The organism is Arthrobacter sp. ISL-30, from assembly GCF_018613855.1.
Lineage (GTDB): Bacteria > Actinomycetota > Actinomycetes > Actinomycetales > Micrococcaceae > Arthrobacter.
Genome location: NZ_JAGGPK010000036.1, coordinates 20,292 through 33,494, shown reverse-complemented (window position 1 = coordinate 33,494; position 13,203 = coordinate 20,292). Strand labels below are relative to the sequence as shown.

The window sequence follows — 13,203 nt, the reverse complement described above, 5'->3', positions numbered from 1 at the left end:
TGTGGAGCGCAGGACCGCAGTAACCACCCGCACCATCCCGAGACCCGTGATCCTCCCGGCAGGGGCGCGGCTCCTCGATGCCATGGCCGAGGCACTGGAGTCACTGGGAGCCACATCAGGCCAGGTCGAGCTCCTCGACGGATCCCTGTCCAGGGTAAGCTACTGCATCCCAGCACTGTGCCACGACGGATCAGCCGCTGTTACATTCAGCTCGACGCACGAGGCTTTGGTGCCGGCCCGGGTGATCGCAGGGTCTGCCACCGTTGGATTCCGTGACGGGGAGCGCCTTGCCCACTGCCATGCCGCTTGGTTTGATGCCAACGGAGATGTCCGAGGAGGCCATCTCTGGTGGGAAACCGTCATCGGCCCCGGGCCTGTCCATGCCATCGTCCACGCCCTGGACGAAGTCGAGCTAATCAACGACACCGACCCCGAGTGCAACCTTCCGGTCTTCATGCCCCACCCCTGCCCCTCCCGCAATCTGGACCAGAGTGGTTCAGTGCGTGCCGTCATGTCCCGTTTGGCACCAGGCGTCGAGGTCGCCTCCGCCGTCCGGGAAATCATGCGCGAGCAGGGTTTCGAGCGAGCCTCAATCGCTGGCAGCGTCGGCAGCCTTGTGGGTGCTGTCTTTCGCCGCGGTGACAGTGTTCTAGTCGTAGAGGGTCCCGCTACAGAGGTAGCCCTGACCGGTGAGTTCGACCTGAGCGAACCCGCTGCCGCGCGAATCAGCGGTATTGCCATCGACCGCTTTGGCGCCGTCCATGCCGGACAACTAGTCGAGGAAGAAAGCATCGTGGCCTGCACTCTTGACCTGCTAGTGGAAGAAATTATGCGATGAACACACATGAACTTGAGGGCAAGGTCGCCCTCGTTTTTGGTGCCGGTTCCAGCGGTGCCGGCATGAGCAACGGTGAGGCAGCTGCCTTGGCCTACGCCGCCGCGGGCGCAGTGGTGGCGGCCATTGATGTAAACAGCTATGAGGCGGATCGCGTCGCGAAGCAGATCGTCGCAGCAGGCGGGATCGGTATCAGCATCACCGCCGACGTGACTTTAGAGACCGACGTTGCCCGTGCAGTCGCAACGGTCGTGCAAGAGCTCGGGACCCCCGAAATACTGCACAACAACGTGGGCGCCCCAAGAATGGGATCGGTCCTCGACACCGATCTGGACGTCTGGAACGCTTCCATTGGCCTCAATCTCACCAGCGCTTATCTGACCTGCCGCCACACGGTCCCGCACATGTTGCAGGCTGGCCGAGGCGTCATCACGAATATCTCGTCAGTCGCAAGTATCCGCGACACCGGCTACACCTACCCGTCCTACAGCTCAGCCAAAGCAGCAGTGAACCAACTGACTGTCTCTCTGGCCCTGACTTACGCCAAGCAAGGAATCCGGGCAAACGCAATTCTCCCAGGACTTATCGACACGCCACTCGTGACCCACAAGATCACAGACGACCCCCAAGCCCTGGCCGCCCGCCATGCCCTGAGTCCCACCGGACGAATGGGCTCTCCTCAGGACATCGCCAACGCCTCCGTTTTTCTAGCCTCGGACAAGGCGTCGTACATTAACGGCATCTGCCTCCCGGTCGACGGCGGCTTGGCGGCCCGCTGTGTCTAATCACTCTCCAGGGCCCTGGGTGGCCCCCAACGCTACCGTCGTAGGTCCGGGATCGAGTATCTGGTACGGCGCCGTCGCCCGGGCAGATCTGGCCCCGATCCGGGTCGGCAACGGGTCCAATATCCAGGACAACTGTGTCCTCCACTCTGATCCCAATTTCCCCCTTACAATCGGCAACAACACCACTTTGGGCCACGGCGCTATTTGCCACGGGTCCACAATCGGGCATGGAGTATTAGTGGGTATGGGCGCCGTCGTCCTGAACGGATCAACCATCGGCGATGGAAGTCTCATCGCAGCAGGCACGGTAGTCCTCGAAGGCACAGCCATCCCACCACTTTCACTCGTTGCCGGAGTTCCCGGCAAAGTGATTAGGTCCGTTTCCGACGCCGAGGCTAAGGCACTGCTCGACAACGCCCGAACCTATACTGCGCTGGCACGGCGGCACCAGATAAACGAGTTCGCCCACCTCGAGCGGCCGGACTCACAGCCGGTGACAGGCTCCTCTCCCTATCAAACAAGTTCGTCCGAGTGACAACGTCCAGCTGCTCAGCGCCCCGGCTCGAATACCCGGTGAGGGTGAGCCACCACCGCAAAGTAAAGGTGATATCCCCATGAACCCGACTCCCGCCGCGACCACTAATGGCTCACTGGCATCACGAGTCGCCGTAATAACAGGGGGTGCCGGGGGCATCGGCGAGAGTGTGGCCCGTCGCATAGCGATGCGACCACACTTTACCGCCGTGATCGCCGACCTGGATAGGACCGGCGCAGACCGACTTGCTAACGAATTGCGGTCGTCAGGCTACTCTGCGAAAGGCATGACCCTCGACGTGTCCTCTAAGGAGTCCATTGTCGAGTTCTACCAGGAACTGGAAGCAATGTTTGGCCGGTGTGATGTTCTGGTCAACAACGCGGGTATTGCAAAGCTCACGCCGTTATCCGAGTTGTCCCTTGAAACTTGGAATACCACCCTTGCCGTAAATGTGACGGGCGCGATGCTGATGACAAAGGAAGCTGTCCCCCTTATGGGACGAAACGGCTGGGGTCGCGTCGTTAACCTTAGTTCTGTCAGTGGGCTACGGGCCAGTGCCGGGCGAATGGCGTACGGCACATCGAAGGCAGCGGTCACTGGGTTGACACGACAAATGGCAATCGAACTAGCGCCGCTCGGAATAACGGTGAACGCGGTAGCACCTGGTCCCGTTGAGACCGCCTTGGCCAAAACAACCCATTCGCCAAAGACCCGCGCCGCGTATAACCGGCTTGTGCCCCTAGGCCGATATGCGAGGCCGGACGAGGTCGCTGCCGCCGTCGATTTCCTTTGCTCCGACGATGCTTCTTTTATTACTGGCCACACTATCCCGGTCGATGGAGGATACATGGCAGCGGGCATCCTGGAGACCTGACGGTCAGGGCACCTCAAGTTGAATCGTTGATCTTAGGCGCCCAGCCCAAGAAACGATCGAAGTATCCCACCGACAGGCCGGAGAGTGCAGCGACTGGGAGGTCGCCAACGCGGAAGACGCCTCTTCGTCATTCTTCTAATTCCAAAGACTCCAGCGTAAGGGCACCATCTTTTCATGTTGCTGCATGAAACTTCCGAAAAATCTAACGGTATGGCAGCACCAACACCCGTAGCAGCGCCGATGTTGCACCGAATGACAGTAGGTGCCCGGTCGCCATACAGCTTCACCTGGTCGCCAAAGCTCGAAGACTATGGGCCGAATCATCTCAATTTGCTTCGGCAGCAGAACTCGAGGGGCCTCGCAGAAGCCGTGGTGCGTCTGCAAAATCAATATGTACCTGAAAGGGACTGACAATGGACACAACAATCTCGGCAGTGACCGAGCGAGCGCCTCAGTCTAATCCACACCTAAAGGGCAACATGGGCTTCTTCGAGCTCATATTCAGCGTGCTGGCCTATAACGCACCCATGGTAGTGGTGATCGGCATCATCCCCATCATGGTTATGGAGGGAGCTGGGCTTGGGACACCGATGTCCTTTATCGGAGCGGGCATAATCCTGGCACTATTCTCCGTAGGTTTTACCCGGATGGCACGCGTGCTCCCCAATCCTGGGGGCTTTTATGCCCTGATCACGGCCGGTCTGGGCCGAGAGGTGGGCCTGGGTTCCGGATACTGGGCTTTGCTGACGTATTTCTGCGTCTACGCCGGTACCTTCTCTTTCGGTGGCGTGATGTTGGGTGAGCTCGTGGCTAACACCTTCCACGGCCCCGAATTGCCTTGGTACGTCTGGGGCGCCGTATTCTGGATCGGATCGGCCATTCTGGGCTACCTGAAGGTCGAGCTCTCGGCCAAGGTCCTTGCATTCTTCCTGCTCGCCGAGCTTCTCATCATTGTCGCCTACGATGCCCTCGTCTTTTTCCAGGGCGGCGCGAATGGAGCGGGAGTTTCGTGGGAGCCATTGAGCCCAGCACACTGGTTTGACGGCAACTTCAGCCTGGGACTAATGCTCGCCATCGGCATGTACGGGGGCTTCGAGGTGACGGTGCTGTTCCGGGAGGAAGTCCGCAATCCGGCACGGACTATTCCTCGTGCCACCTGCGCTGTCATTGCTGTAGCCATGACGATATATGCCATCTCCTCAATCATGTTCATGGGTTCCCTAGGTACTGACCAAGCTGTGGCTATCACCACGGCGGATCCCACGGGTGCCATGAACACCAGCCTCCTTAACTTCGGCGGTAAACTGCTCCAGGACCTTGCCACGGTCATGGTCAACACGAGCACCTTCGCGGTCATATTGGCGGCCCACAACATCACAGCACGATATGTATTCAATCTGGGGGCAGACAACATTCTTCCAGCGAGGGTGGCGGCCGTGCACAAGCGTCACGGTTCTCCGCACGTGGCCTCTATCGCCACAAGCATCGCCGCCCTCGCCCTGAACGGAATCGCAGTCATCATCGGTCTCGATCCGCTGGCCTTCTACGCCGCCATGCTTGGTATGACCAGCTTTATGGGCTTGGCCATCATCTTCATCTGTAACATTGCAGTCGCCGTATACATGCGCCGCGCCGGTGGCGCTCTGGCTTCCAAGTGGGCCACTGTCATTTGCCCAATTCTCGCCGGAGTCGGCTTGGGAATAGGCCTGATCTTGGCAGCAATCAATTTCCCGATGATGGTCGGGGGATCCCAGCTGCTAGCCAACATCCTCATGGCTGTGGAAGCAGGCGTCTTTATCCTTGGTTGCGCGACAGCGACGGTGTACAAGCGCCGGAAGCCTGAATGCTACAGCCGGATCGGACGGCAGTGATCGGGTCCGCACGTGCTCCGGATACTCCAGACCGCGTCGCGCGGGCCAAGAACAGAGGACGTGGCAAGTCGTAACTCCTGAGCAGGTCAACGCAGCATAGTACTCCGCGGCCGACCGACGGCACTTCGGTCGGCCGCGGCTCAATCGGAATCGGCATCATGTCCTGGCGCTGTCAGGCAGTCCCGTTAGAAGTACTATGAGACAGGCTTCTTCTAAAATCGAAACCCGACCCCGGGAACCTGCAGTACACTGTTCCGCCGTCGATTTTTTCCGAACGGGAACGTGTGAACGCGACCTGGTGTACGTGGCAGTAAACCAGCAGATGATCTTTGCCCAACGCCATTGTCCAAATCCATACCGATCATGGGAAACGGGAACACGTTCATCACGGGCTGCAGGGCGGCGAACACGTGTTTCTGCGCCCTGTTGGACACCGATCTGTTCACCGTCCAGCCGGTTGCTATGTCGGTCACGGTGAGCGTGAAGCAAAACTGCCCGGAGCTATTGGACTCGTCGTGACTGACCATGTCGATCTCCACGAACCCAAGCACGGGCGTCATCCCACTGCGCCCAGGTGCGGACCCGGATCTGGGACTTCAGCACCGACCCGGGCTTGATATGGGACCGCTCGCGGGGCAGCAGCTTCGCCCGCTCCCCGGCCAGCCGCCCGATCGATCGCAGCCGCGCTCATTCTCGAAAGCAGGAACGCCTGGGAATCCGTGACATCCAGCGCGCCCTCCTGCCGTAACAGCGGCACAAGGAAAAGCATCTGAGCCACCAGCAGCTTCCCTGCCGGGGCCCGCAGCACCGCCCCGCAGAACAACAGAGCGTGCTGCAGATCCGCCCCGTACACCGGCGCCCCGGCCCGGGCCGCACCGGACGCGGCCTCGGCGGATCCAGGGCATGCCGCAGCACCGCCCGGGCATGATCCCGGTGGCAGCCGCTCAGCTCAACGAGCTCGTCCAGAATCCTTGCCTTTCCGGACCCGGTCACCGCCCCGATAGGCCCCTGCCAACTGCTTCCTCACGGCCTTGCGTTTCCGTCATCGTCAGACCCATCCACCCTGCCTAGCCCCAGGCAGTTCACCCAAACCCCGGTCAACCGGAGGTCTACTTATGAGGCAATGTATGCCCCTTCGCGGAGGTTTTTTATGAGTCAACGCGCGCTCTGGTGTCAATGGACCTAGCGGAGTAGCGTCCAATTGGGTTGTGGTGCGGCATGTGCCCGACTAGGTTTCTGGGCCGAGAGCGTTGGTGTCTTAAGGAGGCTGAAACATGGCTGGATGGAATGTGGACACAGCCGCAGGTCCCCTTGGGGCTGGCACAGTCACTCTTGTTGAGGGGTCGTCTTTCTGTATTTCCTTGTCCAATGGCGATATCTTCCCTGAGCAACCGCATGGTGTGTTTCACCAAGACACGCGTATCCTTTCTCGCTGGAACCTAAGCGTTAACGGACACTCGCTTGAATCCCTCACGGCACAGCCAAAGGAGCCATATCGGGCATTGTTCGCCGGACGTATCCGCGGCCCCGATGGAAAAGCGGACAGTCCATTGATCGTGGAGAGATTGCATGAGGTCGGAGCGGGTATCCAAGAAAAATTGACCATCCGAAATTTCTCCCTTGAATCAGTGGATTGCCTAGTTTCGTTGCGCGTGGAAGCGGATTTTGCGGATCTGTTCGAAGTAAAGGCAGCGCGTATCCAAAATAGCTGGAACGAAACGCGCCATGTGGGCGTCGACTCCATAACTATCAGCTCGGAGTGGCATAACATCCGCAAGAGCATCGTCATCAGCGCATCGGCCGCGGAAATTGAGTCGGATGGCCTCACGTTTAGGATTACGGTGCCGGCAAGAGGCTACTGGAGCACTTCCCTGAGTGTGGTCCCTGCGGCCGAGGAAGCAGATGCAGTTGAGTTCGTCCGTGACAAAAAGGACGGACCGTCTCCAAGTGATGTGCGTCGGCTGGAGTGGGTAGCCAAAACTCCCAGGCTTCAGATGGGTAACCGGTCGATTGAACGAACTCTCCAGCGCAGTTATGACGATCTCGGCGCCCTTCGCATTGAGGATCCAAGGCATCCGGAGCGGGTCGTCGTAGCTGCAGGCGCACCTTGGTTCATGACTCTGTTTGGCAGGGATTCCTTGTGGGCCTCGGAAATGTCACTACCTGTAGACCCCTCTCTGGCACTGGGCACTTTGCAAACGTTGGCTGACTACCAAGGCAAAGTAGTGGATCCTGTAAGCGAGGAAGAGCCTGGCAAGATTCTTCATGAGGTCAGGCTCGACGTCTCCAGCGGGCTGGCACTGGGCGGCAAGTCAGTCTATTACGGCAGCGTAGACGCTACCCCTCTATTTGTGGCAGTGCTTGGCTCAGTCAGCCGCTGGGGCTTCGCGAAGGACATCATCGCCAAGTTGCTGCCTAATGCCGACCGTGCCTTGGACTGGATCCGCAACTTTGGGGACAAAGATGGTGACGGGTTCGTAGAATACGAACGCCTGAATGATCAGGGGCTCATCCATCAGGGTTGGAAAGACTCATGGGATGGAATTAACTTTGCTGATGGCCGTTTGGCCGAGCCGCCTCTCGCGTTGTGCGAGGTCCAAGCCTATGTATATGCGGCATACTCCGCCCGGGCATGGATGGCTTACGACGCAGGTGACGAAGCCCTGGGAAACGAATTGGCCGACCAGATGGTGGTGTTCAAAAAAAAGTTTAATGAGCAGTTCTGGATGCCCAAACACGGTTACTACGCCGTTGCATTGGATAACGAAAAGCGACAGGTGGATGCTTGTGCTTCCAACATGGGTCATTGTCTTTGGCTTGGCCTCGTTGATGAAGACAAAGCTCCACTAATCGCAAAAAGACTGATGTCTCCAGAAATGTTCAGTGGCTGGGGCATAAGAACATTGGGCAGTGACATGGGTGCCTACAACCCCGCTAGCTACCACAACGGTTCAGTTTGGCCCCATGACAATGCCATCATTGCCGCGGGTTTGTTGCGCTATGGCTTTATGGAAGAGGCGCAGAGGATCTCGACGGCTTTGCTGGAGGCAGCCGAATATACCGGCGGGCGTTTACCAGAACTGTTTTGCGGCTTTAGCCGTGATCAATTCCCTGAGCCTGTGCCCTACCCATCGGCCTGCTCTCCCCAAGCTTGGGCAGCCACCACACCTATCCTTCTCATAACGAGCCTCATGCGATACGACGCCCACATTTCACAAGGCGGCATGTGGATGGACCCAGTACTTCCGCCCTCCTACGGAGATGTACACATCACCAACGCGCCCATGGGGACTGGGAGGATCACCATAGATGTAAAAGGTTCAATTCCCTCGGTTCAGGGTCTCCCCGACAACATCACCTTCCATCGCGGCTACCGTCCCTGGATTTCTGAACTTGTCGAGCAGTCGGCTCGGGGCAGAACTTGGGGCAGAAGGAGGAGCTGAACGGGAGCAGTTGGGACAGCAAAGGCGTATCCGGGTTGCCCTGTAACGCAGATGAAGCAGCCACGCCAAGCAGGGATTGCGATGAGGTTTCCTGGAAGTCGATGATCTGCCAACAACAGCGCTTTCCGCCCGAACATGCGAGTGGAGATTCAGGCTGGGAATCTCCGTGGGTTCCCGTTTCTTCGGCCATCACCGGCGGACGAGCGGGATCACGCTTCCATACCTCATGAACTAGGAGAGCAGATGGCTGATTTGGTCTTTTACGACCCCTTCGAGCAGGAAACCGGAACCCCAAGCAGTAGCCCAATTTCTGATGCATCGCTGTTGCCCGTCAAGCCGTTCGGAGGGAGCACCCGCAGAAATTTGGGTCACAGAATCGGACAGCGGGAGCAGGCAAAGAGGCTCGTGGTCCAAGATCTTCAACTGTTGGCCGCCACTCACTGTCGGGACGCAGAAACACAGATTCGATGATCCGTCGCTTTTGAAGCCCGTGCTTTGCCCCGCCCCGAAACTGCACCGTTCAGAGGCAGGGATTAGGCAGTAGGGCACAGCATCTGCTCTTAGGAATTGCGCCCGCTGCCAATCCTTGCTGCTTGGTGCCGGGACCTCCAGCGCCGGAAAACAGCTGGAGGACCCGGGGACTTGGGGCAGCGCAGGTGGTTGCGCCGCCAAGGGCGTTCCGTTATTTAGTAGGCGATAGTTTTACCATCAGGACTTGTTGCTTGCTTACTGGCCTTTTGGGGATCGATTATCTCAGCCAGATGCCTTGATGCCTGATCCGAGTGGTTATCCAGAATCTGCCGGACCTGCATATGGCAACTAAAGCCGTCGGTGAGAACAGGCGTCCCTTCCGGTGCCTCCCGAAGTGCAGGTGCTAGCGACTGCTCCGCGACTGCCATGCTGACGTCAAAGTGCTGGTGTTCGAATCCGAAGTTTCCGGCAACGCCGCAGCATCCGTTGGCTTGTGTGATGGTGGCTACTCCCAGGGCGGCCAGCGCTGACGTCTGCGTGGCGGATCCAAAGGTGGCGTATTCGTGGCAGTGCGTTTGGACAGTTACTGCGGGCGGGACAGCCTTTGGACGCCAACCGGCATTTGTTTGTTCCAGGACCGCACCCGGAAAGTTCTGAATCCGGTTCGCCACACGGCGTGCTGACTCGGTTGGAACGAGTTCGGGGAGGTCTTTCCGCAATGCCGCTGCGCAACTGGGTTCGACGACGACGATTGGTCGGTCCGTGCCGTCATCCAGCGCGGCGGCAGTTCGACTGAGGAGCTTACGTGCGATGTCCAGTTGCCCTGTTGAGATCCACGTCAGACCGCAGCATTGGTCGGCGCTGCACTCAACGGTCCGCTGGGCGTCCTCCAGAACTCTTTTGGCGGCACCCGCGACTGCAGGCCGGAAACCGCGTGTGAAACTGTCAACGAACAGCACTGTGTCCGCATTGTCCGGCGTAGTGGTGCCGATTTCCCTTTCAAGTTGCTTGCGCGAAGCAAAGGCCGGCATCTTACGGCGGGTTGTGATGCCTGCAACGCGAGCGATGGAGGCAGCAAGGGGGCTCCGAAGGGTCATATTGACCAAGGGCGCAATGCGGCTAGTCAATTTGAGCCATGTCGGCAGCCAGCCGAGACTGTAGTGCGAAAGGGGCCGCAAACGGCCTTGATAGAAGTGGTGAAAGAACTCCGCTTTATACGAAGCCATGTCGACACCCGCGGGACAGTCCGTTGAACATGCCTTACACGATAAGCACAGGTCCAAGGAATCGCGGACGTCTTGCGACTTCCACCCCTCCTGCGCGGTTCTGGATCCCAAGACCATCTCCTGGAGAACACGGGCACGAGCCCTGGTCGAATCCTTTTCGTCCCGAGTGGCGCGATAGCTTGGACACATGACACCCGCTCCTGCCGTTGTCCGGCACCGTCCTACGCCGATGCAGGACTGAACCGCATCCGGAAAGCCTTCCTGACCCTTGATTGTCGGTTCCAAGGCAAAAGTCGTCCGGAAACCGCGTGCAGGGACGCCGGCAAGGGCGAGCTCTGACATCATTGGGGCGGGTTTGGTGATGATGCCGGGGTTGAGGATTTCCTGCGGGTCCCAGATGGCCTTGTAATCAGCGAAGGCCGTAAGCGCAGCGGGACTGTACATCACGGACAGTAGTTCCGAGCGGGCCCTGCCATCACCATGTTCGCCAGATAGGGAACCACCGTGTCGGGTGACCAGAGCGGCAGCCTCCCGCAGGAATCGTTCCATCACCTCTCGGCCGGACTCGCTCCGGGGATCAAAAGTGACGCGCACATGGGTACAGCCCGCTCCGAAATGGCCGTACATGATGCCACGCAATTGATGTTTGTCCAGCAGTGCCGTGAAGTCGGAAAGATAAGCCGCGAGATTTTCAGGGGCAACTGCGGCATCCTCCCATCCTGCCCAGGACTGGTTGCCGTCAACGAGGCGGGATGACAAGCCCGCTCCATCTTCTCTAACGCGCCAAAGGTTCGCCCGTTCAACGGGATCCGGTACGGCCATTCCCCCAAGGATGTTTCCCCGTTTCGCGAGGGTCTGCAAAAGAACTTCGGCCTGCTGTTTCACATCTTCAGGGTCGTCGCCATCTAGGTCCACATAGAGGTAGGCCTTTCCTTCAGGCAACGCGCCAACTGCCGCGTCTCCGCGGCGGTGGCGGACGGTTTGAACTATTGCGTCGTCGATGCCTTCGACGGCGGCAGGATTGAAGCGGAGAATCTCCGGAACATCAGATGCCGCCGCAACGACGTCGGGATATCCCAGGCAAACCAGAAGGGCGGCCGGCGATATTTGCGCCAGCTTGACGGTGGCGGAGACAATCACGGCGCAGGTACCTTCGCTGCCGGCTAAGGCCTTGGCGGTATTGAAGCCGTTCTCAGGCAAAAGGTTCGCCAACTGGTATCCGGAAACTTGCCGAGCAAGGCGGCCAAACTCAGTTCGGAAAAGCGCCAAATTGGCGTCGGCAAGGCGCTTGAGTCCATCGTGGATGCGTGCTGCTTCCGCAGTCGATTCTGCATCCAAGGGATCAAACGCCCACACTCCCCCAGGACCTGCTGTCACCAGATGGCCCGACGCCGTTACTAGGTCTACCGAAACGATATGGTCAACGGTTCTGCCATCCCTGACCGAATGGTTGCCGCAAGCATCATTACCAATGGCGCCTGCCACTGTGACGCGGCCCATGCTTGAAGGGTCAGGGGCAAAAGTATACTTCCCACCCGTCGCGGCCTGAATCTCTTTTTGCAGGGTAGTCAGGACGATGCCAGGCTCAACCTTGACAGTCTTCGATTCCAGATCCAAGTCAAGCAAGCGGTTCATATATCGGGAGAAGTCCAGCACCAAGCCACTGCCAATTGCGTTACCGGCCATGCTCGTTCCGCCACCACGGCTTGTCACCGGAAATCCATGCCGCTGACAAATGCGCATAATGGACCCGACTTCCTGGCTGTTGCGAGGAAAGGCAACTGCCGTTGGTCGGACGCGATAGTTGGAGGCATCGAATGAGTATTCGGTCAGTCGCCGACTACTTCCGTCTATCTCAACACCAACGTCTTCAAGATCACGAACAAGCGCTTCGCTGGGGGCTGAGCTCATGGTGCTGATACTTTCCGTAAATTGGCTGGTCGGGCCTTGGCTTGAGGGAGTGGTCGGTTGAACCCGACTAGCAGGAATTGCGGTGTCGGCCAAAATGGAGCGGCCGTGCTGTGATCTTAGAACGGACGACCCTGCGGCAGTCCCCATAAATTGTTCAAACGAAAGTACACGACCTTGGTCGATCTCTAAATGGCGCCAGCGACGGCTGAGCTTTCACTCTCCTGATTAATCGGGAAACGAAGTCGCGCCGCACGCGGCTCGGCACTAGCGCTCCTGGTGGGCCTTCGATATATCGGGAACCTTACGGGCCCAACTCCTGTAGCTTCCACGACGCCAAGGACAAAATGCCGTGAAGATGCCAGTTTCGCGCACAACGCCCCACCCGTAACTTGTATGGCATGGGAAGCAAAAGCGTAATTATCACAGGATCCGGATCGGGCATCGGCCGAGGCATTGCTCTGGCATTTGTCGAAGCAGGCTACGAAGTCTATGCCAGCGACATTTCAGGGGAACGTCTAGCAGAGACCGAGCGTGAACTCGGTTCTCCGAAGTCGCTCCACACACGCGTCGTGGACGTCAGTGACTACCAGTCGGTGTCGGCTCTCGTGGACGAGGTCGTGGACACGACCGGCAAACTTGACGTTATGGTCAACAGTGCCGGAGTCTTCGATGGGTACGCCGACGTGCTGGAGACCACGCCTGAGTTGTGGGCCAAAATCATCGGGGTCAACCTGACCGGCACCTTCTACGGTTGCCGGGCGGCGGCACAAGTCATGACGAAGCAGAATTCCGGCCGAATCATTACTATCGGCTCCGTCGCTGGCCAGAGGGGTGCAGCAGACGGCATCTCCTATGTCGCTTCCAAGGCGGGGATAGAAGGTCTTACCCGCCGCCTCGCCATCGACGTCGCGCCTCACGGCGTAACGGCAAATGTCGTCGCCCCCGGGGTCATTAAGACAAACCTTCGTGCTACCTCAGAGGAAATCCTCGGCGATCTCGTCTCAACACAGCAGCGCGGCATCGGCGTATCGCCCGAAATCATGGACTTCCTCATTCCTGCGAAACGGTCGGGCGAACCATCAGAAGTCGCGAGTGTAGTCCTGTTCCTCGCCTCAGACGCTGCGGGCTACGTCAATGGGCAGACCATCCAGGTCGATGGCGGTTGGAACGCCACGTAATCTGCCGGCCCCAAAGTCCACCAGTAGGAAACAAACCACTACCAAGTTCCCCGCCTTGGGGCAAACATGAACTG

General features: G+C 58.7%; 8 protein-coding genes. 7 read left to right on the top strand and 1 reads right to left on the bottom strand.

The genetic code is table 11. The annotated features are described in order from the left end of the window. The first annotated feature begins 1 nt into the window (after position 1). From J7E82_RS14630 to J7E82_RS14605, 6 genes are all read left to right on the top strand, one after another. Positions 2-838, top strand: coding sequence for a DUF296 domain-containing protein (locus J7E82_RS14630; RefSeq protein WP_214863872.1), 837 nt, complete (start codon positions 2-4; stop codon positions 836-838). After that, entirely contained in the window at positions 835-1,620 is a 786-nt protein-coding gene (locus J7E82_RS14625; protein ID WP_214863870.1) for an SDR family NAD(P)-dependent oxidoreductase, read from the top strand. Before J7E82_RS14630 ends, J7E82_RS14625 begins: the two co-directional genes overlap by 4 nt. Positions 1,621-1,639: 19 nt before the next feature. Continuing rightward, positions 1,640-2,155 (top strand): gamma carbonic anhydrase family protein, encoded by a 516-nt coding sequence (locus J7E82_RS14620; protein ID WP_308113849.1) that lies wholly within the window; start codon positions 1,640-1,642, stop codon positions 2,153-2,155. Between the two features lie 79 nt (positions 2,156-2,234). Then, positions 2,235-3,029 (top strand): SDR family NAD(P)-dependent oxidoreductase, encoded by a 795-nt coding sequence (locus tag J7E82_RS14615; RefSeq protein ID WP_214863866.1) that lies wholly within the window; start codon positions 2,235-2,237, stop codon positions 3,027-3,029. A gap of 413 nt (positions 3,030-3,442) precedes the next feature. Continuing rightward, positions 3,443-4,900, top strand: coding sequence for an APC family permease (locus J7E82_RS14610; RefSeq protein ID WP_214863864.1), 1,458 nt, complete (start codon positions 3,443-3,445; stop codon positions 4,898-4,900). A gap of 1,274 nt (positions 4,901-6,174) precedes the next feature. Beyond that, positions 6,175-8,343, top strand: a complete 2,169-nt coding sequence (locus J7E82_RS14605) for a glycogen debranching N-terminal domain-containing protein (protein WP_214863862.1) — start codon at positions 6,175-6,177, stop codon at positions 8,341-8,343. Positions 8,344-9,029: 686 nt separating this feature from the next. Here J7E82_RS14605 and J7E82_RS14600 read toward each other — a convergent pair. Next, positions 9,030-11,951, bottom strand: coding sequence for an FAD-binding and (Fe-S)-binding domain-containing protein (locus tag J7E82_RS14600; protein WP_214863860.1), 2,922 nt, complete (start codon positions 11,949-11,951; stop codon positions 9,030-9,032). Positions 11,952-12,349: 398 nt separating this feature from the next. On the opposite strand from J7E82_RS14600, the gene J7E82_RS14595 reads away from it, so the two are divergent. Continuing rightward, entirely contained in the window at positions 12,350-13,129 is a 780-nt protein-coding gene (locus J7E82_RS14595; RefSeq protein ID WP_214863858.1) for an SDR family NAD(P)-dependent oxidoreductase, read from the top strand. The last annotated feature ends 74 nt before the right edge of the window (positions 13,130-13,203 follow it).